The 22,193-nt window shown below is 42.0% G+C and carries 19 protein-coding genes; 12 read left to right on the forward strand and 7 right to left on the reverse strand.

Going from position 1 to position 22,193, the window contains the following annotated elements:
- Positions 1 to 47 precede the first annotated feature (47 nt).
- Together ACTJKN_RS07255 and ACTJKN_RS07260 are read left to right on the forward strand one after the other, a co-directional pair.
- Positions 48 to 2,234: a peptidase domain-containing ABC transporter gene (locus ACTJKN_RS07255; protein WP_440823671.1), complete on the forward strand. Its 2,187-nt coding sequence runs from the start codon at positions 48 to 50 to the stop codon at positions 2,232 to 2,234.
- A gap of 11 nt (positions 2,235 to 2,245) precedes the next feature.
- Complete coding sequence (locus ACTJKN_RS07260) at positions 2,246 to 3,529, forward strand: HlyD family efflux transporter periplasmic adaptor subunit (protein ID WP_440823672.1); 1,284 nt, start codon at positions 2,246 to 2,248, stop codon at positions 3,527 to 3,529.
- Positions 3,530 to 3,992: 463 nt separating this feature from the next.
- On the opposite strand, the gene ACTJKN_RS07265 is transcribed toward ACTJKN_RS07260, so the two are convergent.
- Both ACTJKN_RS07265 and ACTJKN_RS07270 read right to left on the reverse strand, forming a co-directional pair.
- A complete protein-coding gene (locus ACTJKN_RS07265) occupies positions 3,993 to 4,742 on the reverse strand; it encodes an NADPH-dependent F420 reductase (RefSeq protein WP_440823673.1) in 750 nt (249 codons plus the stop codon).
- 23 nt (positions 4,743 to 4,765) lie between these two features.
- The gene (locus tag ACTJKN_RS07270) at positions 4,766 to 5,512 is read right to left on the reverse strand and encodes an SDR family NAD(P)-dependent oxidoreductase (RefSeq protein ID WP_440823674.1); all 747 of its coding nucleotides are present in this window, start codon (positions 5,510 to 5,512) and stop codon (positions 4,766 to 4,768) included.
- 109 nt (positions 5,513 to 5,621) lie between these two features.
- Between ACTJKN_RS07270 and ACTJKN_RS07275 the strand changes: the two genes are divergently transcribed.
- A complete protein-coding gene (locus ACTJKN_RS07275; protein ID WP_440823675.1) occupies positions 5,622 to 5,996 on the forward strand; it encodes a winged helix-turn-helix transcriptional regulator in 375 nt (124 codons plus the stop codon).
- A 732-nt stretch (positions 5,997 to 6,728) separates the two neighbouring features.
- Here the strand turns inward: ACTJKN_RS07275 and ACTJKN_RS07280 are convergent.
- The 3 genes from ACTJKN_RS07280 to ACTJKN_RS07290 all read right to left on the reverse strand — a co-directional run bounded on the left by ACTJKN_RS07280 (position 6,729) and on the right by ACTJKN_RS07290 (position 8,310).
- Positions 6,729 to 7,052 carry a DUF6520 family protein gene (locus ACTJKN_RS07280; protein ID WP_440823676.1) on the reverse strand — a complete coding sequence of 108 codons (324 nt, stop codon included), beginning with the start codon at positions 7,050 to 7,052 and terminating at the stop codon, positions 6,729 to 6,731.
- Between the two features lie 124 nt (positions 7,053 to 7,176).
- Positions 7,177 to 7,623 carry a MauE/DoxX family redox-associated membrane protein gene (locus ACTJKN_RS07285; RefSeq protein WP_440823677.1) on the reverse strand — a complete coding sequence of 149 codons (447 nt, stop codon included), beginning with the start codon at positions 7,621 to 7,623 and terminating at the stop codon, positions 7,177 to 7,179.
- Positions 7,624 to 7,728: 105 nt separating this feature from the next.
- The gene (locus tag ACTJKN_RS07290) at positions 7,729 to 8,310 is read right to left on the reverse strand and encodes a Crp/Fnr family transcriptional regulator (protein ID WP_440823678.1); all 582 of its coding nucleotides are present in this window, start codon (positions 8,308 to 8,310) and stop codon (positions 7,729 to 7,731) included.
- Positions 8,311 to 8,635: 325 nt separating this feature from the next.
- On the opposite strand from ACTJKN_RS07290, the gene ACTJKN_RS07295 reads away from it, so the two are divergent.
- Complete coding sequence (locus tag ACTJKN_RS07295; protein WP_440823679.1) at positions 8,636 to 8,872, forward strand: hypothetical protein; 237 nt, start codon at positions 8,636 to 8,638, stop codon at positions 8,870 to 8,872.
- A 2-nt stretch (positions 8,873 to 8,874) separates the two neighbouring features.
- Here the strand turns inward: ACTJKN_RS07295 and ACTJKN_RS07300 are convergent, their stop codons facing one another.
- Entirely contained in the window at positions 8,875 to 10,017 is a 1,143-nt protein-coding gene (locus tag ACTJKN_RS07300) for a hypothetical protein (RefSeq protein ID WP_440823680.1), read from the reverse strand.
- A 641-nt stretch (positions 10,018 to 10,658) separates the two neighbouring features.
- Between ACTJKN_RS07300 and ACTJKN_RS07305 the strand changes: the two genes are divergently transcribed.
- The gene (locus tag ACTJKN_RS07305; protein WP_440823681.1) at positions 10,659 to 11,630 is read left to right on the forward strand and encodes a toprim domain-containing protein; all 972 of its coding nucleotides are present in this window, start codon (positions 10,659 to 10,661) and stop codon (positions 11,628 to 11,630) included.
- A gap of 141 nt (positions 11,631 to 11,771) precedes the next feature.
- A complete protein-coding gene (locus ACTJKN_RS07310; protein ID WP_440823682.1) occupies positions 11,772 to 12,644 on the forward strand; it encodes an RteC domain-containing protein in 873 nt (290 codons plus the stop codon).
- Between the two features lie 535 nt (positions 12,645 to 13,179).
- Here ACTJKN_RS07310 and ACTJKN_RS07315 read toward each other — a convergent pair.
- Positions 13,180 to 13,428, reverse strand: a complete 249-nt coding sequence (locus tag ACTJKN_RS07315; protein ID WP_440823683.1) for a hypothetical protein — start codon at positions 13,426 to 13,428, stop codon at positions 13,180 to 13,182.
- Positions 13,429 to 13,693: 265 nt separating this feature from the next.
- On the opposite strand from ACTJKN_RS07315, the gene ACTJKN_RS07320 reads away from it, so the two are divergent.
- The 6 genes from ACTJKN_RS07320 (at position 13,694) to ACTJKN_RS07345 (ending at position 22,186) form a co-directional block, all read left to right on the forward strand.
- Entirely contained in the window at positions 13,694 to 14,290 is a 597-nt protein-coding gene (locus tag ACTJKN_RS07320) for a Crp/Fnr family transcriptional regulator (protein ID WP_440823684.1), read from the forward strand.
- Between the two features lie 94 nt (positions 14,291 to 14,384).
- Positions 14,385 to 15,191 carry a sterol desaturase family protein gene (locus ACTJKN_RS07325; RefSeq protein WP_440823685.1) on the forward strand — a complete coding sequence of 269 codons (807 nt, stop codon included), beginning with the start codon at positions 14,385 to 14,387 and terminating at the stop codon, positions 15,189 to 15,191.
- A gap of 374 nt (positions 15,192 to 15,565) precedes the next feature.
- On the forward strand, positions 15,566 to 16,138 hold the full coding sequence (locus ACTJKN_RS07330) for an RNA polymerase sigma factor (RefSeq protein ID WP_440823686.1): 573 nt from the start codon (positions 15,566 to 15,568) through the stop codon (positions 16,136 to 16,138).
- Positions 16,139 to 16,264: 126 nt separating this feature from the next.
- Positions 16,265 to 17,263 (forward strand): FecR family protein, encoded by a 999-nt coding sequence (locus ACTJKN_RS07335; RefSeq protein WP_440823687.1) that lies wholly within the window; start codon positions 16,265 to 16,267, stop codon positions 17,261 to 17,263.
- A 222-nt stretch (positions 17,264 to 17,485) separates the two neighbouring features.
- Positions 17,486 to 20,719: a TonB-dependent receptor gene (locus ACTJKN_RS07340; RefSeq protein ID WP_440823688.1), complete on the forward strand. Its 3,234-nt coding sequence runs from the start codon at positions 17,486 to 17,488 to the stop codon at positions 20,717 to 20,719.
- Between the two features lie 15 nt (positions 20,720 to 20,734).
- Positions 20,735 to 22,186, forward strand: coding sequence for a RagB/SusD family nutrient uptake outer membrane protein (locus ACTJKN_RS07345; RefSeq protein WP_440823689.1), 1,452 nt, complete (start codon positions 20,735 to 20,737; stop codon positions 22,184 to 22,186).
- Positions 22,187 to 22,193: the final 7 nt, after the last annotated feature.

Here is a 22,193-nt window from a genome sequence, read left to right on the forward strand (position 1 = left end):
TTTTAAAACTGCTTACTTTACTGTTATTTATTTAACCAATTCCGAAATTGAAGTCCTTCGTCTACTACCAGCAGCCCGATCAAATGGACTGTGGCCCGACATGTCTGCGCATGATAGCCAAGCATTACGGCAAAAACTTTAGTCTTCAAAAGCTGCGAGATCTCTCTGGCATCAACCGTGCGGGTGTTTCGCTTTTGGGCATCAGCGAGGCGGCAGAGAAGATTGGCTTCAGGGCTAACGGAGCACGTCTGGATATTGAACTTTTAAATGAAGTTGAGCTCCCGCTTATATTGCATTGGAATAAAAACCATTTTGTAGTACTTTATAGGATAAAGAATGGCCGGTATTATGTTGCCGACCCGGGAAACGGGCTAATAACCTACTCTGAAAGTGAATTGCTGCAATATTGGATTGGAAAAGCTTATGATGGCAGTCTTGACGGGTTTGGGCTAATTATTACCCCCACGCCGCAATTCTATGAGCAACAGGGAGATGGTGGAAAACCATTAGACCTTTCTTATCTTCTCGGCTACCTAAAGCCGCATAGGGCATTGGTGGTCCAGATCTTAGTCGGTCTTGGCGTTGGGAGTCTCTTACAGTTGATCTTGCCTTTTCTTACCCAGTCTGTCGTGGACATCGGGATCAATACAAGGAACCTGAATTTTATTTATATTATTCTGATTGCCCAGACCATGCTTTTCATTGGCCGGATGAGTGTAGACTTTATCAGGTCCTGGATCTTGCTGCATATCAGTACACGCATCAATATTTCTATCCTGACCGATTTTCTCATCAAATTGATGAAATTGCCAATCAGCTTCTTTGATACAAAGATGACCGGAGATATCATGCAACGCATGAACGACCAGAAACGGATAGAATCTTTTTTGACAGGTTCTACATTGAGTGTTATATTCTCCATGTTCAACCTGGTTATATTTAGCTTTGTACTTGCTTATTATAACGTGACCATTTTCCTCATTTTTTTGGTAAGCACGATTTTATATAGTTTATGGGTTGTCATTTTTCTTAAGAGAAGACGTAAGCTTGATCTCAAACGATTTGATCTCTCTGCCAAAAATCAAAGTTCGATCGTTCAACTCATCAATGGGATGCAGGAGATTAAGCTTAATAATTGTGAGCAACAGAAACGCTGGGAATGGGAGCATCTGCAAGCCGGGCTTTTCCGTTTTAGTATTTCCAGCCTGAAGCTTGGACAGTACCAACAGGCGGGGACCTTTTTTATCAACGAAGGTAAAAACATCCTTATCACCTTTCTGGTCGCCAAGTCGGTTATTGACGGCCAATTGACCTTGGGGGCTATGATGGCAGTTCAATATATTATCGGCCAGCTTAACAGTCCTATTGAGCAGATGCTGGGCTTTGTACAGCAGCTACAGGATGCTAAGATTTCGCTGGAACGTTTGAATGAAGTGAGAGAACTCGCAGATGAGGAGCCGGTTGAAAAAAGCTTTGTGAAAGAGCTTCCAGATGATATGAGCTTATCTCTACGCGATATCACATTTACTTATCCGGGGGCGGGAAACGAAGCTGTCCTTTCAAAGATAAACCTGACTATACCACAGGGTAAAACCACGGCTATAGTAGGTATGAGCGGAAGCGGTAAAACAACCATATTAAAACTATTGCTGCGTTTTTACCAACCGCAAAAGGGCGATATTAAAGTCGGTAGCGGTTACCTTGACCAGATCAGCTTTCGTTATTGGCGCGGCATATGTGGCGTGGTGATGCAGGACGGCTTTATTTTTTCGGATACCATTGCCCGGAATATTGCCGTTGCAGATGAATATCCGGATATGGTCAAGCTTAGGCACGCCGTCCATATGGCGAATATAACAGATTTTATAGAAAGCCTGCCTCTTGGCCTAAATACGAAAATCGGCACCGAAGGAAACGGGATCAGCCAGGGGCAGCGGCAAAGGATACTCATAGCGCGGGCAGTATATAAAGATCCCGAATACATCTTTTTTGATGAGGCAACTAACGCCCTGGATTCCAATAATGAAAAGGTAATCATGCAGAATCTGGAAAACTTTTTCAAGGGACGGACGGTCGTCGTAGTGGCGCACCGGCTGAGCACTGTTAAAAACGCCGATAATATCGTGGTGCTGGACAAGGGTATCATTATTGAACAGGGAACGCACGCTGAATTGACCAGCTTGAAGGGTGAGTATTATCAGCTTGTGAAAAACCAATTGGAATTAGGTGATTAATTTTTATCATTATGCCAGAGACTAGATTACAACCGCAGGTTAACAGCGAGGAAATTGACGAAATTATTACAGCGGTACCATCATGGATATTGAAGTGGGGAATTACCCTGGTATTCGGCATTTTGGGCAGTATAATCTTACTATCCTCATTTATCAATTACCCCGACATCGTTAAAACCAGCCTGAAAGTCAACTGCCTAAATGCCCCGAAGGCTGTACTTGCCAAACAGACAGGAAAGCTTAGTGCTTTGCTTGTTTCAGAAGGACAGTCCGTAAAATCGGGACAAGTCTTGGCGTATTTGGAAAGTACTGCAAACGCTAAGGATGTGGTGAGGCTGAATCAGGAGCTGAAAAAAGTACAATTAAGGATTGCGAAACGCCAATTTGAAGCTATTTTACTACCCGAGGGGCTAAATATCGGCGAGCTTCAGGGCAGCTATCAGAACTTTTACGGGCAGTATCTGCAATATCAGGCAACCACCAAAAATGGCTATTACCTTAACCGTATGGCGTTTCTTGAAAGGGACCTGAAAGATATCAAGGCGTTGAACAGCCAGATCTTAAAACAGCAGAAAATCCAACAACAGGAATATAAGAACCAGGAAGAGGAGTATGAGGCGTATAAAAAATTATATAAGAACAAGGTCATTTCCCGAAGCGAATTTGCGCAGCAGGAAAACAAATATTTAGCTTCGAAATACCCGCTGCAACAGAGTGAGACGGCAATCCTTAATAACTCTGGAATGTATAGCGCTAAAGAAAAGGAGCTTTTAGACCTGCGTCATACGATATCGGAAGAGCAGGCAAAATTTGTTCAGGCGTTAAACCAATGTATTACCGAGAGTGATTCCTGGATCATGCAGCATATCTTATTTGCCCCTGTTGATGGAAAGGTTAGTTTTGCCGGCATCGTACAGCAGGATCAAAATATACAAGCGGGGCAGGAGGTTTTTATTATTAATCCGGGCAATACAGACTTCTTTGGGGAAATACAGATCCCGCAATATAATATGGGTAAAATAAAAAAAGGCGCAAGGACATTGGTGAAAATGCATAGCTATCCCTATGAACAATATGGCATTATCAGGGGAAGACTGACCTATATTTCTGATGTGGCTTTTCATGACAGTGTATTTGTTGCAAAAGTAAGCTTCGAACATTTTGAGAATAAAGATCGGGATCGAAAGATAGCCCTCAAGAACGGGATGCGGGCTGACGCTGAAATAATTACAGAAGAAAGCTCTTTACTGCAACGTTTTTTTAGGAATATAACCAAAATGCTAAATAGCGGCTAGACTGGGCATTTCGGTAAAAATGGTTCTTCCCCACTTTTGGTGGTAGGATAGATTATAATGAAATTGAGTAGCAAAGCGCCTTTTTAATTGCTCCTTGACTGATACATTTTTTTCACAACTAAAGCGACATTGTTTTTAACCCAGGCGTTTCGGTCATTTTCAAGCAAAATCTCCAATTATATCTATAATGGCTTCAATCTCCAATTCCTTAATTGCCGCTTCCAGCTTATGGAGCGTTTCATTGTAAAATTTATCCATCAAGTTATTTTGAAATTAAAGTGTTATCTGACCGCTCCTTTGATGTCTTCGTTTGTTCTATGAACTGAGGCGATTCCTATATTAGCCTCTTTCTTCCCATACAATGCCAAATAGAGTATTCTCTAACGACCAAAACTGCCTTGAGGCAGATTGTGAAGTCTTCATCTAGGCAGTTTTTTTGGTACTTGAATGTGGAGTGATAGGACTATTCCAAGTCGCTTTGGAAAACTGTTCGCAAATCTTTTATTTGCTCTGCAAGGGTAACATCCTCTGACCATTTGAAGTAGAGTTCTGTAATCTTATCTCTCCTGTCTGGGAGTACCTCTCTTTTGGTTTTTGGATACCAATGTAACAGCTCTTCTTTTGTAAGGTCTGTACAATAGATGGGTGAACCGCCTTGCTGCCACCAAGATTCACTTATGTTTCCAATATCAACAGGGTCATATCCAACGGAATTGATTATATCTGCTACCTTTTCTTTTGCCTTGATATCGTCTCCGGAAATTGCGAGAGCCAATCTTTCCTTAGATTCAATTGGGCGACCGTTGAGAAACAAAGAATGAGAAAGCATTGTATTAAATGATTTCACGACAGGAAAGCTTATCTGCTTTGAAACCCAGTCACTTTCAATCATACCATTTTCTATCTCTTCAATTTTACCATCTCTGTATGGATAATAATTCGATACATCAACTACCACTGTGCCCTTTTTAACCTTTTCAAAAAGTCCTTTAGGCAATTCGGGTATATTTTTTGTCTGAAGGACAAGAAAAACAACATCAACATCCTTTACAACATTCTCGACAGTAACTGCTTCTGCTCCAATTTCATTTGCAAACTCTTTCAAGAATTTCGGGTCTTTTTCGTTTGCAATTTTCACATCATGATTTGCTTTTCTAAGTATTTGGATGATTACTTTTCCAATATTCCCAGTACCAATAACTCCAATTTTCATACGATTTTATATTTTAGTTACGACTACCGGGCGCCACCGCTTACCATTATAATTTCACCTGTCGTCCATTGTGCCTCATCCGAAGCTAAAAATGCCGTCAGGTTGGCAATATCTTCTGGAAATCCCATTCGGCCCAATGGAATACCTGCAACCAATACTTTTTCAAATTCTTCGTTTAAACCTGCCTTTTGTGCTCCTTCTGTTCTAATAGAGCCGGGGTTGATTTGGTTAACTCTTATTTTCCTTGGAGCTAACTCCTTAGAAAGCACTTTTGTAATTCCGTCTACGGCAGCTTTACTAGATGCATAGGCAACAGCCGTTGCTGGTGCCGAGGTTGCTACAATAGAACCAATATTGATGATGCTGCCACCATCGTTAAAGTGACCGAGTGCTGACTTGACTGCAAACATTGGTGCAAATACATTTGTGCTGAATAGACGGTTGACCTCTTCTAGTGTTGTTGCTTCAATCGGCTGAAAAGTGAATACACCGGCGTTATTTACTAAGATGTCAAGTTTACCGAACTGATTGGCTGCTTGCTCAAATAATGATTCTAAATCTTCTGTCTTAGTTACGTCTGCTTTTATAGCTATTGCTTTAGACCCTGAAGTTTCAATTTCATTAACGAGCTTGTCAGCTGCGTCTTTATTAGAATTGTAGGTAAATACTACATTGGCACCATCTTTTGCTAATTTTCTAACGATACCAGCACCAATCCCCTGTGAGCCGCCTGTTACGACTGCGGCTTTGTTTGCTAATTTTTTGCTCATTTTTTATCTATTTTAAAATTGTTTCACAAAGGTACTTTTGTTTGTTTCCATATGATACTATTATGAAAATAAAGTAGTTACTTTGCAGTAACAATAAGCCGTTTAAGAGATGAAAGATGTGAGATTTAGTTTTTCAAAATGTTCATTGACCCGTTCGATGGGAATTGTAGGCAACAAATGGAAACCTATTATAGTATATGTGTTGCAAAAACGCAAAGTAAGATTTGGTCAATTAGATGCCTTAATTCCTTTAATCACGAGGAAAGTATTAACTGAACAGTTAAAAGAATTAGAAGATGATGGCGTAATCGTAAGAGAAGCATTCAGCGAAATACCTCCACGTGTCGAGTATTCATTGACTGAAAAGGGCCTGGAACTTCTGCCAATTTTAAATTCAATAATACTTTGGAATGAAAAATATGAAACAGAACCCCAAGAGAGCTACTGTACAACCAGTTCGTTTTTTAAGGAATTAGATATGTAAAGATATTTTCCAGTCTTGTTGCACCAAATATTGTAAGTTGGGATCATCCTTAATACGCTCCATTTCGCTTTTAACAATATTTACTATGTCTATTTTTTATCTGACGGTAATTGCGTATGTTCCGCTGAAAATGGTTCTTCCCCATTTTTGGTGGTAAGATAAATTAATAATGAAATTGAATAGCAAAGCGCCTTTTAATTGCTCTTTGACTGATACATTTTTTTCACAACTAAAGCGACATTGTTTTTAACCAGAAGATGTAAACTAATTCTAGTATTATAACTCAAAAACGACAAGTAAAATCAGGACGAGTCACAAAAAGTGGGAAAGAACCTAAAAATGGCCGCCCGTTCCGCATTTAAACTGTCACCCATTTCGCTTTAAAGTGACTACCTGTTCCGAGACAAACTGGCCATTCTGATCTTTCAATCAGCTTTTTTCACGGCTGGCTTTCGGGAATAATCTTTCAATTTCTGCATAAATAAAGGCTCCTGGGAGCATATCTACGATTCGGGGTCGACTATGGTCGCTTCGCTGGTTTGAAGGGGCTATGGTGTTTTTTAAATCCTTCCAGTACCTGCAAATGGATTTTGATCGTTAGGAAGTCTGATAAGATTGCTTGGATGATGTGTTTTTAAAGTGAATTAAGACTTCGACTTGACTCAATTATTTTTAGATACCGGCCAGCGTGAGCGCTGCTGACCGGCTCTGTTGCCATTAAAATGGCTGTTTTTAGTTGATTGCAAAATCGCCGGCTTTCAAACTGCCGGGAAGGGGCGTTGAACTGGCAGGAAGTGTTGGGCTTGTGCTTTCAAACTGGGCGGTACAATTCTGTTCGATATTGTCCTCGCATCTGTAAGAATTTTCATCATACCCGTCATCTCCGTTGCTATCTTCATGTAAGGTGCCTGCATTCTGCCAGACCGCAGGTGAAACCGCTGTATTGTAATAATAGGTCTGGCCAACCAATTTCGGTTTAAAGGCGCTTTGCGTTACAATTAGACCAAGAGCTACTAAAACAGCCAATAATGGCATTTTGAATTTTGAAGTTTTCATAATTTAAGGATGTTTTTTGCTATTGAAAAAACAGGCAAAAAAGTTTAGTTTAAAGGTTGTTGATGATATCTGGTTCAGGATATCTGCTGGTTTCCATAGCTGGCCAGTCTTTGCTGGCCGGTTTTCATTTTATCGCTGTCACAGCATCCTCCTTTCCGATCGATAATTGTATACCTATAATTCCCAAGACGAGGAAAAAGATGTTAAATATCAGGTGGTTACGCCAGCCTAATTGTTTTAATGCCCCGCCACAGGAGCATGGTATGTTCTTAAAATATCCTGATAATACCAGGATGATGTATATGGTGAAGGTGAACATTAGGATTGAGGAGAGAAGCAGCCCTGTGCGTCTCCACTTTGGGGAAATAAGTAAGGTAGCGGCAATGAGTTCTATGGCCGGCAATAGCCATACAACAGTTTGAGCGGTCAGCAATGGCAGATGTTGCTGTTTGATTTCTTTGGTAAACTGATCTATATCGGTCAGTTTGGATAGCGCTGCATATATCCATAGCAGGATCAGAAGACTGACAATGCCCTGTAGTATCCAATATTTTGTGCTTTCCTTTTCCATGGCCTGTTGAAATTTTAACTAAAGTTCAATAGACCCTGGCAGTATTATGCTAGCCAAAAATCACTTAATGGACAGTAAAGCGTGTTTTAGTGGTGATAAATGTTACTATTTTAAGAATTTGCCTCTTATCCGGCTCAAAGTTTTTGGGTCTATCCCTAAAAAACTTGCAATTTTTTTCTGTTCACAGACCAGCGCGATCTTTGGATAGTCCTTTAAGAATTGTTCATATCGCCCTTCTGCGTCCAACCGGCTCTGTTTAAGCTGGTGCGAAAACATTTTTGTCTTCATCATGCGGTTCAGATTCGCCTGGATCAGGTGAAACTCGGGAAAAAGTTTGTACAGGTTGCCGATATGTTTGTCAGGAATAAGATAAAGGGTGGTGTCCTCCAAAAATTCTATCGCGAACTTTGAGTTACCGCAGATCTCCATTTCCCTTTCTGTAACAAGAAAACCTTCTTCAAGGTAAAACATCATGGTGATTTCCTCCTTGGTTTCGTGCTGCTCAAGATAAAGTCTCGCACTACCTTTAAAAAGTAAGCTAAGTGTGTTCAGTTCACTCTGAGCGGGGTATATCCGGTCTTTGGACCTGTAGTGTTCTTCTAACATTACATATCTAAGGTATGCCGCCAGTCCAACTGACACAGGCGGATGAGTCCCCATCTGCGCTATAAATTTTTCTTTGTCCATATTGTTTTTGTTTCAAAGAAAGCCGCTTTTCTGCTGTTGTCAAGTTGCTAAAACCGCAACCCTGGGCAACCGTTGAATAGTTTAGCTTTTTAATCAAAATTTAATTGCTAAATGGGTTATATTTGCGCTATGATATAAAAAAGAGAATAAATATAATTAAGATATAGTAGCAATAGCTATTTGACTGTTTCAGAAATCCGCAACACTTCGAACAACACAGGAAAAATAGATTGGTTGCCTACGCTATGCGTGGGTCCCTTTCTGTCTTGTGTTGTGGGGCGTTGCGGCCCTCTGAAGCAGGCGATAGGTCAACCCGCGCTTTTTTATGGACGAAAACCTGCAACACCCAAACCTTTTCCTTTTAAACCTTCCAATCGCTGAGCTTCCGGTCACAGAAGGGTTCATACTGCGCAGCAAGCTGATGGGATTCTTTTCCCTTGGTGAAATCGTCAGTTCCGACCTCCATGAGGTTTCCGGGTGGGAAGATTATAGCGAAAGGTGGTATCTGGAGCTTGTCCATCTGCTCGAACGTAATGGCCTGATCCATTTGATTTCCAGGTAGCGCTAACTCAACGCCTGTGCCCGGGCAAGCATCTGGGAGAGCTTTTCGATAACTTTTTTGACCCCATCCGATCCTTTAGCATAATAGGCATTCTTAAAACTTTTTTCCGAAATTTTTTCTGTTTCCCGGGTGCTGTAATGTCCGATGACGTATTGGTGTATTTTCTTTGGCTTCTCCTCCAGTATGATCCCGCATTCCACCTGGAGGTGTATGAAGTAGGCCAGTTCTTTTACGCTGAAAGATACCCTGAAGTTTTCATTGATCTGGCCGTAGCCGGCCAGATCGCCGCCTATTTTTTCAAGGCTTTGAAGATGGGAGATTTCTGCATCGACAAAATTCAACAGCGAGATTTTGATGTCCGGAAGCGCTTTGTGAAAAGGCATACCGTTCCAAGGCACCAGTTGCTGCAATCTTTTTTTGATCCAGTACAGTTCGCTATAGCTTTCTATGATGTCCTGGCAGTTATCACGTTTTTTAATGATTTCCATACAGCAATAGCTATAGAATGCGGGTGAGTTGAAACCGTATTCTATCATCAGGTTCTTCCATCTCTGTGTTTTATTGCCGGAGGAGTCCTCAGCTGCGTTCATCGCTCCGAGCAGGTCTGCGAGGAATCCGAGGTGAAAAAAACCTGCTTTTATCGATCTAAGGTTGCTTAGGCTGATGGTCGTTTCAAGGATGGATAAAAGTTCATTTTCCGCGTCTGATACAGCTTGGGAGCTGAGCTTCGCAAGTTTTTTATCCAGATGCCGGGCTTCTGACTGCAGATGAAGCATTGGCGCGGGATAGCGCTCATCGAAGTTTTCGGGAAAAAATTTCCTGATTTCCCTGGTCAGTTTTAAGAGTACGCCGGAGAATTTTTTGAGGAACTGTTGCTTGAATTCTGTATGCTTTTCTTTTAAGGTTGAGGCGTTTTCAATTTCTTCCCATATGCTATCATCCAGTATGCACAATGATCTTTGGTACCTTGCTATGACTGATGGATTATTGCCGTTTAGTGCTTCGGATAGATGGAGCTGATCGATGATCCGGGCGGATATTATCTCTAAGTCTTCAAGAATTCTTTTTGCTTTTTCTTCACTCAGATCTGCTATTGGATTAACAGATTGGTAAAGGCTGTAAATATTTCCAAGTTCATCGTCCATATTTAAGGGTTGCGCTGTATTTAAATAAGGGAGTTTTTTAAAGACCGGCCAAATTTATTATGCAAAGCAGCGTTTGACTTACGCGAAACAGCGCCTGACTGTGACAAAAGATAAATCTGACCCTGTTTCTGAATTTGAACTTATTGTTCTTTCTGCCATTTTATCCCGGATTTCCCAGGGTTGCAGTCTATGGCAACCCGGTAGCAACTTGACTGAAAGTTTTTTAAGCTTAAAATTTGTGTAGCATTCAGTCTGGCACTTAAAAATGTTGATGTCTGCTGGTACTGGATTTTTAATGGTATTCCTGACCAGCGCGTCAATAATGCCTGTGGGGAAATGATATGCAAAAGGGCAATACAGATCAACTTGAACCTGAAAGGCTGCGTACCGGTAAGCCGGCCTTTGATCCGGGTTTGGTGGATCCGGTTTTTTCGCTCTTTATAGACTCACAAGCTTTGCTAAAGCTGGGGTTTTCCAGCGCACTTTTTTCAAAGTGTCAACTCTTCTGATATGGCATTAAGATTTTTGGGATATTGAATGTGCCGGTTCCGGGATTCCTGATGAATGTTATGACCGGTTCCGCGCGGTTTCGGTTGCAAGGTTATGTGTTGCGACAGGTAAAGTTTTAAATATAATGGATTATGTCTGCTTTTTTAAATGTAAATGAGATCAAGGAGAAGGTATCGCTGCTTGGTCTGTTAAGGAACCTTGGTTTTACCCCGCAGAAGGTCTCTGGGGGTGAACACTTTTTCCTGAGCATGTTGCGGGAGGAATACACGGCTTCTTTATGCGTAAATGATGAATTAGGGGTATGGTTCGACCATGGCGGGGCGGGAGTGTCCGGGATCAGGAGCGGTAGTGTGATTGATTTTGGGCTTGCCTACTGGTACCCATCAGGTTTTCCTGAAGTCCTGCATAAAATCGTAGAATACGGGAAGGTCGAAATTGATGGCTCGGTAGATATGAAGTCACAGCGGGTTCCGGCATCCAGGCCCGAAAAAGTTCCCCGCTATGCTATCGAAAGGATGGAGGAACTGGGAACTAATACAGCAATAAGCGCTTATCTGGACAGCAGGGGTATTGGGGCGGTTGCCAAGGGACACTTGTATGAGGTATATTATTCTGTTCTGGATGATAAAAACAGGCTTCGCAATTACTTCGCTTCTGGATGGCCGAATGAGAACGGGGGATGGGAAGTAAGAAATAAGTATTTTAAGGGATGCCTTGGGCATAAGGGTGTGAGTTTTTTGGAGGGGTCGGCTAAAAGGCTTTGCGTGTTCGAGGGTTATTTTGATTTTTTGAGCTGGAGGGCAGAGCATGAGAAGGATCCTGCGTCGGTTCTGGTGTTGAATTCACTCTCCTTGCTGCAGACCGCAAAAGCCAGGGCAGCTAAGTTTGATGTTGTTGAGCTGTATTTTGACCATGACAGGGCGGGCAGGGCGGCGACGGGTGAATTTGTGGCGGATGTGGAGCTGAGCAGGGACTGCTCCTGGGTTTATGCTGGTTTCAAGGATTATAACGAGATGCTTGTTGCCGGTTTGAAAGTCCAGAATAAAATAGCGTCAGCTTTAAGTATTTCTCCTAATAATCCGGGGCTCGCATTGGAGCGGTGATGTTATTCTGGATATTCTCATATCCGTATTTCTATATATGGTGATAGGTATATATTAGGCGCGATGCCATATGCTGAGCATATTAAATAAATTATTGACCTGGCTCAGTTTTCTTAGATTGAGGATTTAATTTTTTTATTTATGGATACTGAATTTTTTGATAACCTGTATTTTAAGCTTGAAGATGAATTAATGGAACTGGGCAGTGACGCTGCATTTTATGCAGCGAGGCTGGCTGCAATTTCAAGGGCGCTGAAAGAATTGAGGGAACGCGTCATGATTACTGGCTTTCTAACGGACCGAGAAGAGGTTGTGTTTTTTAAGTTCATAAAGCCCAGGTTTTATATGCTTTATATCTATGAAGTTGAACTCTATAACCTGATTTCTGGTGTGCCCCGGGGAACAGACGATATGGTTAGGGATTATTACCTCTTGGAGCTTGCTTTTATAAAGCGTTTTTATTCGCAGCATAGTTTTTTGTATGATTATTATCAGCGGGAGGAAGAGGCTATGGACGAAGCTTTTTTTCTCCGTCGGAATTTAGATGTACTGTTGCCAGAAGTTGCGGGAGCTGGCGTGATCGGCGTTTTTGATGATGGATTTTCTACAAACCAGGATTATAATTTTGCGAAGTTCAGGGCGCTTGAAAAACTGCAGGACTATATTATAGAAAGGATAAGGCTGATCTACATTCGGCCTGAGCCTGTTATCCCTGATGTGCTATTATCAAGAGGCAGACTCAAGTGGACGGATGAGAAGATCAAACTGGTGGAACTTGCCTATGGGATATTTCTTTCGGGTTCGCTGAATAATGGTAAACTGGAGATTGCGGATGTTGTGCACTGGTTAGAGCAGAGCCTTAGCATAGATCTAGGGGTCGCTTACCGTAAGTTTATCTCCATAGGCAGGAGGAAAAATTTGAGCTATACGAAGTACCTGGATGAGATGAGGGATAAGATTGAAAGCTATATTGCAGAAAAGAATAGTTATGTGCCGAAGGCTTTCCGCTCTTGATTTTTAAAGTATATCAGCGGTTATATGCATTACAAATAAGCTAACAGGCTTACCTAGAAACATAGACTTTTCGAGATCTATCTGTGGATGCGAAAACAGCATGTCAGAGCTGATAAATACCATTAAAGCGATGTGGTCAACCTGGCTTGCGAGATCTATCCCGGAATATAGGGCATATTAATGTAGGTAAATATGACAATGGGGCTTTAGCTCTTGGATCTCGGTTATTGCTTTTTTTGGATCGCTAGAAGAACCAATGGTACTGAATGCGTGTGTTTGCTCAATATGGCCGGTTATTAAGTGATACAATATTTTCATCATCAAAAATGTAGCAGGTATGGTCAAAATTGGGTTACTGGAACCATCAGCATTTTTTAAAAATTGAATAAATATTAATATCGTTGCGTCAGAATTCTTACAAACCGTAGCATTATGAAGGAATATCTATTACTTTTAAGTGGATCAATATGGATTTTGGTTATTGTCCTGGCTTTTATCTTTTGGCCAAGGAAATAATAATTGTAGTGGATTAATACTATCCTTTAATCTGTTGGTCATAAAAATTTTTCACATTGGCTATTCTCATTTTAATCCTTCCCGAAAGAGTGGTGACATGTTCTTCAAAATCGATTGCTTTGTATATTGTGGAACGTAGTTTCCCATCGTAGATAGCAATTAGCTTCCCTGCGTTCTTTCCCAGGCATTGAGGCGTTATACCATCGTTAATGCTAACAAGATTGGCCTTGTAAAAAGAATCAGATTTCGCGTAAATAAAAGTGATCATATACAATGATAGAACATTTGCCGTTAAGATTTTTACCTGTTTTACCAACGATAATACCTAAATTATAATCTTGCTTATTGCGTAAAGTACGGATATATTTTAGACGTTAATCTATCAAGAGTTGATATTGTCCATTTTCTAATACTAATAACCAGTGCGCCAATAGCAGTACTGCGTCACTCAAAATTGGGTTGATTGTCCTTGTTGCAGGCTTGCTGGGATATTTTTAATTTAGCAATTGCTCATCGGCTTTTTTCTATTTAATATGGCAACATCAATTGATACCTTACAGGAAATATTGTTTGATCTAGCGGGCGTACTGCCTGCCGATACCGGACCGTTATTTGCCATGGCGACTCCGGTATCGTTGGAAACCAATGAAGCCTACATCCGCAAAGGAGAAAACAGCCGTCGACTGGCTTTTATTGAAAAAGGCGTCATCAGGGTATACACCGTTAAGGAAAATGGAGATGAAGCTACACTTCTCCTGCGCTGGGAGGGCCAGTTTATTGCCTCGCATGATACCATTATTAACCGGCAACCTTCACGGTTTATCTACCGTGCCCTGGAACCTGTTAAGTTGCTGCAGATCGATTACGATGTTTTGGAGGAGATTTTGAAAACCCACCCGGAATATGAACCGCTCCGTAACTTCTTCCTGATGAAAATGCTGGCGGAAGCTTTAAAAATGCTGGAATCCTTTGTGACACAGTCGCCGGAAGAGCGTTATCGGGAACTCCTTTCTGAGCGTTTCGACCTGGTAAACCGCGTGCCTGATAAATATATCGCATCCATGCTCGGTATCACTCCGGTGTCCTTAAGCCGGATCCGCAAAAGGATGCATACAAAAGGAAAACAGTAAAATAAATTATCCTTTGTTAAGCTCCTAAATTATCTTTTGTTAACGTCGCAAAATCTACCTGCTTTATACTTTTGGAGTATAAAACAAAATAGATATGGAAAAGATATTAGAGGCCACCATTAGTATTTTCAGTGTTTCGGCGATCCGGTATTTTATACTTGCCGGAGTTCCTTTTGCGCTGTTTTATCTGCTTATGCCCGCTAAGTTAGGTAAATTTAAAATTCAGCAAAAACTAGCCACAAAAAAAGACTTCATCCGTGAGGTCTGGCATTCTATGCAGAGTACACTGGTATTTTCAATCATCGCAGTTGCGCTGGTTTTCACGCCCCTACATCAATATACCCGGATTTACATAAACATTAATGATTTCCCAATATGGTATATAGGTGTTGCGTTGGTACTAAGCCTGATTATACATGATACTTATTTTTATTGGATGCACCGGTTATTACATCACAAAAGATTATTTAAGCTTACCCATCTGGTCCATCATAAGAGCACCAATCCCTCCCCATGGACATCCTATAGTTTTCATATATTGGAAGCCATTACCGAGGGGCTTGTTTTAGTGCCAATCGTGATGCTGCTGCCGATGCATCCTTTAACGATATTACTCTTTACCGTAACTGGCTTTATCATTAATGTGTACGGACACCTGGGCTATGAAATTATGCCTAAATGGTTCCGCTTTAGCTGGGCGTTTGAAATCTTGAATACTTCGGTACACCATAACCTGCATCACAGTAAATTCAAGGGAAATTACGGCTTGTATTTCAGGATCTGGGACCGGATGATGGGCACGGAACATTCAGATTATGTAAGGGAATATGACCGTTTGCAGGACCGTCGTTTTCATCAAAGTTCTCGGGAAGAAAACAATCATAAGGGACAGGCAGCGTGAAAAGACGATAGCTACGCTGCAGCTTTCCGTGATCCTGTAATTCTAACTATGCTGCACTTATTTGCCGGCAGGGTTTATTACGCCAAACTACAAAGTGTTATATTTAATTTTAATTTAAAAATAATCGGAAACCCCAAAAGAATCTGGAGATATTGAAGAACTGGAACATTTGGATGGAAACGTTAAAAAAACGGATTTACTGAAAATCACGTCGCCATGTTAAATAGTTTCAACTACGAGAACTGATAAAAGACCTTAGGTATTAGTGTATTATCTTAGCTAAACTGCATGGATTTACCTTGTAATTTCTAAATTTGGAAACCAGCGTTCAAACCCATTATATTTATCAATAAAATCTACTAATTTTGTAGACTATGCGTGTTGTCAAAGATTCAGAGGAGGAATTGTTGCTAAAGTTGAAAGACGGAAGCAGGAGTGCATTTTCTTTGCTTTACAAAATGCATGTAAAAAGGGTATACGCGTTTGCCTTAAAAATTCTAAAATCCCCCGCACTTGCAGAAGATATTGTTCAGGAGGTTTTTGTCCGGTTATGGGAGAATGCTGCCCAACTCGATCCTGAGTTATCCCTCCAAGCTTATCTGTTTACTATAGCCAGAAATTTATCTTTGAACGTAATCCGCAAGGCAGCTAAAGAAACGATAATTACTGATGAAATAGCTAGATATGCACTGGATCAGGGTGAGAACGGGCTCGCTTTTACCCAGCACATGCAGACCAAAGAATTTGTGTCGCGTGCCATTGCACTGTTGCCTCCACAGCGCAGAAAAATCTATGAACTTTGCCATGGCAATGGCTATTCCTATAAACGGGCAGCTGAAGAACTTGGCCTTAAAGATGCAACCATCAACAGCCAAATGGTTAAAGCCATCCGCTCGATCAAAAAATACCTCATCAGGAACGGGGCACTTTTGTCGTTGTTTTTTTAGTCCTATTTAAATTTCAATCTGTTTTTCTCTTTTTAGCGGGTACAGGAAACAATAAAAAAAAATATTTTCTTTCCGGGTAAATGTACCATACGCTTTATGTGTTATGATATAAAACGCAGCGCTATTTTGGAACAATCGACAAAGCAACTTTTTTTAAAGTACATACGGAACCTGGCATCACAGCAGGAAAATGATCAGGTGCTCTCGATGATGCAGAGCGGTGGCTATCAGGAAGAATGGGAACAGGCTTTGACGGAATTCCAGTCTGAATTTGAAGGCGGAGAAGAAGAAGCTGAGCTGGCTGATCAGCAGGTACTTTTTCAAAAAATAGAAAACCGGACAACATTAAAAACGGTGAAAAAGCCATTGCATTGGATTGGTTATGCTGCATCTGTGGTATTGATTTCAGCAGCCGCATATTTTGTGCTTAAACCGGTATCCAAGCCTGTTATCGCTGCAAAAAACAAGACAGATGAACCTGCAGAAAAGACAGGGGGGCATAAATGGATCAAATTACCAGATGGAACCTCTGTGCAGTTGAACAACGATAGCCGTTTAGTGTATGACCAGGGTTTTAAAGGAAAGAAAAAAAGAGAGGTAACCTTATATGGGGAAGCTTTTTTCGATGTGGCCCACGATGCAGCACATCCTTTTGTCATCCATACGGGCAAAATCACGACAACTGTGCTGGGGACCGCGTTTAATATTTCTGCCTATGATCATCAGAAAGCTGTAACGGTGACGGTCACCAGGGGAAGGGTGATGGTACAGCGTGCTGACAAAACGCTGGCCGTATTAAGCCCTAACCAGCAGCTGAGCTGGAAAACCGGTCAGGAGCATCAGAACAAGCAGACTGTAAACGCCGAAAAGGTTACCGCCTGGAAGGCGCAGGATTTGATTATGGATGATATTACACTTTTGCAGGCTTCGGAGCTGATCGCGAAGCGTTACGGCATAGAAGTTTTATTTAAAAGCGATAAAGTAAAAACATGCCGCTTTACCGCTGCTTTTTTAAATAGGAATAACCTCAGTCAGGTTACAGAAGTGCTTAGCGCGATTACCGGAGCTTCTTTTGAACGCAAAGGTAACCAGCTTTTGATTGACGGTGCAGGGTGTGAAAATTAATAAACCAACAAAAACATAAAAATTTGATGAAGAGAAAAGTATCACCGAGCTGAGATAGGAGCGGAATTTAAGTAAACCCCGGCGGCCACCGGGGCTTACAACAGTTTTAAATTATATATCGAACAACCTAAAACCATTGCAATGTATTATAAAAATACACTTTTTGCAAGTCAATCCCTATTGACTTATTACCACACTATAATCCAAAAATTAAGATTTTTCATGAAAGTAAATGCGATCTTATTGGTTATCTCATTATTTGCCGTTAGTAGCCTGTATGCCCTTAACAGTTCTGCCCAGAGCCTGCATGAAGTAAATGTTTCTTTAGGCTTTTCTAACGGGAATTTACAGGAGGCTTTTTCAAAAATCGAGCAACAGACCGATTTTCGTTTTGCTTATAAAAAAGAGGTCATCTCAGGTGTAAAAGTACCACAGCTTGAAGCCAGGCAACGAAGCGTTAAACAGACCCTTGATGAGCTTTTGCAGGGCAGCGGATTAACTTATAAGCTGCTCAATAACAGCATTATTATTTTTAAGGCACCGGTTCCCCTCACGCCTGTCAGTGACAGGGAAGAAATCAATGGTGTGGTAAAGGATGAAAAGGGAAATGAAATGCCTGGTGTTTCTATTAAGGTGAAAGGCAAAACCATTGCCGCCATAACAGATAGCAACGGTGCGTTTAAGATCCAGGCCTCGGCAGATGATATCCTGGTATTTAGTTACATAGGCTATTCTACTATAGAGCGGCCTGTGCAGCGCGCTAAACCAATGAATATATTTTTGGAGCCGCAAAGCGGAACATTGGATGCTGTTGTGGTAATCGGGTATGGAACAACCACCAGAAGAACCAATACAGGTTCTGTAGCCACGGTAGGGGCAAAACAGATTGCCAATCAGCCTGTAGGAGATCCGGTTGCAGCCTTGCAGGGCAGAGTTGCCGGCCTGGATATTTCTTCGGTAACCGGTTATCCCGGGTCAGCTTACAATGTACGCCTGAGGGGCCAAAATTCGATTACCGGCGGTACCGCACCTTTGTATATTGTTGATGGTGTACCCTTTATTTCAGAAAGTCTGAGCCAGTTTTCCGGGGCAAACGGGAGCCAAAGTCCTCTAGCGAGTATCAATCCCGCCGATATCGAGCAGATCGATATCTTAAAAGATGCAGATGCAACTGCAATATATGGTTCCAGGGGAGCAAACGGCGTGATTTTGATTACCACTAAAAAAGGAAAATCGGGCAAGCCAGCGTTTACGGCGAATGTATACACCGGAATTTCTACGGTAAATAAACGTGTGAAGATGCTTAATGGTGCAGAATACCTGGCCATGAGGCGTGAGGCTTATGTCAAAGACGCGGTTACCCCGACAGATTTACAGGCGCCGGATCTTTTATTATGGGACCAGCATCTTGATCAGAACTGGCAGGATCTGTTGATCGGTAATTCGGCCAATCTTTCTGAACTTCAGCTAGGGCTCAGTGGCGGTACAGAGCAGACTAAATACCTGATCAGCGGGACCTACCGGGACGAGAAAATAGTTTTGCCGGGTGACTTAGGTTTTAAAAGAGGGGCATTGAACATGTCGCTTAATCATAGCTCGGTTGATCAAAAATTTCAGTTTACCAGTTCTTTAAAATATACACTCGATGAAAATAATACCTTGCAGAGTGATGTAACCAGCTTTTTTAACCTGGCGCCAAATTTCCCGATCTACGATCCCCAAGGTAACTACTATTGGGTAGGAAATGAGCAGAACCCAATGGCCTACTTTGAACGTACAAATGTGAGCAATACCACCAATATTTTTGGCAATACCACTTTGAGCTATCAGTTTTTGAAGGGCCTAACGGCTAAAGTAAGCGCCGGTTTTAACAGGATGGATATGAAACAGACCCAAACGCTTCCAAAATTGGGCTTTAACCCGATCAATTATACAGGGAGCAGTGCGAACTACGGAGACGCTTACTTAAATTCATACATTGTAGAGCCTCAGCTAAACTATAATGTTAAACTGGGCAAGGGCAGTTTGGCTGCTTTAGTAGGTGGAACCTGGCAGCACAGCCTGAGAGAAGGGCAAGGTGTAACCGGAAGCGGATACATCAGTGATCTGCAATTGGATAACATTAAGGCAGCCACGCTCATTACTCCGAGAAACTATAGTTACACCAAATACCGTTATACATCGGTTTTTGGGAGGCTTACCTATAACTGGGATGAAAAATATATAATAAATGGTACCTTCCGCAGGGATGGTTCTTCTAAGTTCGGCCCGAATAACCGTTTTGGGAATTTTGGTGCCGTGGGTGCAGCTTGGCTGTTCGGCAATGAGGCTTTTATTAAAGAAAATCTTCCTTTCCTGAGTTTTGGTAAACTAAGGGGAAGTTTTGGTACGGTGGGGAATGACCAGATCGGTGATTATCAGTTCCTGGACAGCTGGACGCCTACCACCTATCCATATGGCGGCATAGGTGGAATATCACCAAGCCGTTTTCCAAACCCGGATTACAGTTGGGAAGTGAACAGGAAGTTGGAAGCAGGTTTAGACCTTGGTTTTTTTAATGAAAGGTTATTACTCACTACAAATTTCTACCGCAACCGCTCGGATAACCAGTTGATCGGAAGCACGCTTTCCTCGCAGTCTGGGTTTACCAGCTACCAGGCCAATTTACCTGCCTTGATAGAGAATAAAGGCTGGGAATTCGAGCTGAATTCGATCAACATCAGAGAGAAAGATTTTTCATGGAATACTTCCTTTAACCTAACCTTGGCCAAAACCAAACTACTGGAATATCCAGGCCTAAAAAACTCGGCAAATGCGGCCAGATACGTTATCGGACAACCACTATCTATCGTAATGGGTTTTGATTTTCTGGGAATAAACCCACAAACGGGTGTTCCAGAATTCAGGGATATTAACGGAGATAAGGCCATAACCGATCCGGCAGATCTGATCGTGATCGGAAATACGATGCCTAAATTCTATGGTGGCATACAGAACAGTTTCACCTATAAAAACTTCAGTCTTGATTTCTTCTTTCAATTTGTAAAGCAGGAGGGACCACTGTTAAACTATGGGTATCTGAGTTATTCCAACGGTTCTGCACTCAGGAACAAAGACCTCAGTGCGCTTGAAAGATGGACAACGCCAGGTGTCCCGGCGGTGATCCCGGGAGCAAGTGCGACTGCCGGTAAACCGATCTACACTGCATACCAGAACAATTATCGGCTGTCAAATGCGGTTTGGGGTGATGCTTCATTTATCAGACTGAAAAATGTTTCTTTGAAATATAACTTCAAAGACCTGCTTAAAAGCTGGAAATTCAACAACATCACCATGTATGTCCAGGGACAGAACCTTTTTACCATAACTTCATATGATGGCTTTGACCCCGAAACTAAAGGATATTCAATGCCTCCGATAAGTGTTTACACCGCAGGTTTACAGGTTTCATTTTAACTTAAATTAATTCCGATGAAAATTATCTATTATATATTATCCCTTGCCTTGATCAGTACAGGTCTGTCCTGCAAAAAATATGTAGAAATCGAAGATCCAAAAGATCAGTTGGCTACTGGAACGGTTTTTACCACCGATGCTACCGCGACTGCCGCAATGGTGGGTATTTACAGCGATATGAATGCCTCTAATTACCAGTTTGCCAATGTACTCACCAGTTTTACCTGTGCCATGGCCGCCGATGAGTTTGTGTATGCTTCTGTACTGGCCAATTTTGACGAATTCAAGAATAACGCCCTAACTTCGGGAAATACTTATGTGGGTATTATGTGGTCTTCGCCTTATAATTTTATTTACCGGTCCAATGCCGTTATAGAAGGCGTTTCGGCCTCTAATACACTTACGCCGGCAGTTAAGAACCAGTTACTGGGCGAGGCTAAGTTTATGCGGGCCTTCTGCCATTTCTATCTGGTAAATTTCTTTGGTGATGTACCGCTTATCCTCAATACTGATGTATTGAGCAACGGCAATAAAGCCAGGAGCCCTAAGGCTGAGGTTTATGCTGCGATTATCCAGGATCTAAAAGATGCAAAAAATTTACTGGTAGCCGCCTACCCTGGTGCGGGCGAGCGCACACGCCCAAATAAAACAGCAGCTACACTTTTGCTATCGAGGGTCTATTTATATACTGGGAACAATGCCATGGCAGAGTCTGAAGCCAGTGAGGTAATTGCGAATACAGCACAATACTCGATTTTAAAAAATGCAGATCCAAATGATGCTGCACACATGACCAGGGCGTTCCTGAAAAACTCAAATGAAGCTGTTTGGCAGCTTCAGGTTGTAAATACGCTTGGCGGAAGAAACACATGGGAAGGAAATACCCTAATTCCAACTGCCTCTCCGTTTTATAGGCTTACCAAAGGCGCATATGGGTTGGAAACAGGTTTTGAAGCAGGCGATAAGCGCTTTAGCAATTGGGTTGGCAGCTACAGTACCGCTACAGCCCCTATTGTCACGCATTATTATCCTTTTAAATATAAGGTGAGGGTTGGAGCTGCCGGTGCTGTGGTAAGCGAATATTCTATGGTACTCCGCTTTGCAGAGGCCTATCTGATCCGTGCGGAGTCCAGGGTAGGACTGGGCAGGTTTTCTGATGCCAAAGATGACCTGAATGTACTTCGCGCCCGTGCCGGACTAACACCTCTGGCTGTTGCAGCAAGCTCGGCTGCCGCGATGGCCCAGGTTGAACAGGAAAGAAGGGTAGAACTGTTTTCGGAATGGGGACACCGCTGGTTCGATCTTAAACGCTGGAAAAGCCTGTCGGGGGATCCTTTGAAATCCAGGGCAGATGATATTCTTCCATTGAGCAAACCATCATGGAAACCCACCGCGGTACTTTTCCCTATCCCAGTCGAGGCTATGCGTACCAATCCAAATATGGTTCAGAATCCAGGTTACAATTAATTAATCC

Origin of the sequence: Pedobacter sp. 22163 (genome assembly GCF_052045595.1) — a bacterium.
Taxonomy (GTDB): domain Bacteria; phylum Bacteroidota; class Bacteroidia; order Sphingobacteriales; family Sphingobacteriaceae; genus Pedobacter.

Bases quoted from the DNA above. Each gene is read 5' to 3' on its own strand.
- ACTJKN_RS07260 (WP_440823672.1), top strand. From the start codon at position 2,246: ATGCCAGAGACTAGATTACAACCGCAGGTTAACAGCGAGGAAATTGAC.
- ACTJKN_RS07305 (WP_440823681.1), top strand. From the start codon at position 10,659: ATGTCTGCTTTTTTAAATGTAAATGAGATCAAGGAGAAGGTATCGCTG.
- ACTJKN_RS07280 (WP_440823676.1), bottom strand. From the start codon at position 7,052: ATGAAAACTTCAAAATTCAAAATGCCATTATTGGCTGTTTTAGTAGCT.
- ACTJKN_RS07340 (WP_440823688.1), top strand. From the start codon at position 17,486: ATGAAAGTAAATGCGATCTTATTGGTTATCTCATTATTTGCCGTTAGT.
- ACTJKN_RS07295 (WP_440823679.1), top strand. From the start codon at position 8,636: ATGGACGAAAACCTGCAACACCCAAACCTTTTCCTTTTAAACCTTCCA.
- ACTJKN_RS07285 (WP_440823677.1), bottom strand. From the start codon at position 7,623: ATGGAAAAGGAAAGCACAAAATATTGGATACTACAGGGCATTGTCAGT.
- ACTJKN_RS07330 (WP_440823686.1), top strand. From the start codon at position 15,566: ATGCGTGTTGTCAAAGATTCAGAGGAGGAATTGTTGCTAAAGTTGAAA.
- ACTJKN_RS07265 (WP_440823673.1), bottom strand. From the start codon at position 4,742: ATGAAAATTGGAGTTATTGGTACTGGGAATATTGGAAAAGTAATCATC.
- ACTJKN_RS07290 (WP_440823678.1), bottom strand. From the start codon at position 8,310: ATGGACAAAGAAAAATTTATAGCGCAGATGGGGACTCATCCGCCTGTG.
- ACTJKN_RS07270 (WP_440823674.1), bottom strand. From the start codon at position 5,512: ATGAGCAAAAAATTAGCAAACAAAGCCGCAGTCGTAACAGGCGGCTCA.
- ACTJKN_RS07320 (WP_440823684.1), top strand. From the start codon at position 13,694: ATGGCAACATCAATTGATACCTTACAGGAAATATTGTTTGATCTAGCG.
- ACTJKN_RS07325 (WP_440823685.1), top strand. From the start codon at position 14,385: ATGGAAAAGATATTAGAGGCCACCATTAGTATTTTCAGTGTTTCGGCG.
- ACTJKN_RS07275 (WP_440823675.1), top strand. From the start codon at position 5,622: ATGAAAGATGTGAGATTTAGTTTTTCAAAATGTTCATTGACCCGTTCG.
- ACTJKN_RS07315 (WP_440823683.1), bottom strand. From the start codon at position 13,428: ATGATCACTTTTATTTACGCGAAATCTGATTCTTTTTACAAGGCCAAT.
- ACTJKN_RS07310 (WP_440823682.1), top strand. From the start codon at position 11,772: ATGGATACTGAATTTTTTGATAACCTGTATTTTAAGCTTGAAGATGAA.
- ACTJKN_RS07345 (WP_440823689.1), top strand. From the start codon at position 20,735: ATGAAAATTATCTATTATATATTATCCCTTGCCTTGATCAGTACAGGT.
- ACTJKN_RS07300 (WP_440823680.1), bottom strand. From the start codon at position 10,017: ATGGACGATGAACTTGGAAATATTTACAGCCTTTACCAATCTGTTAAT.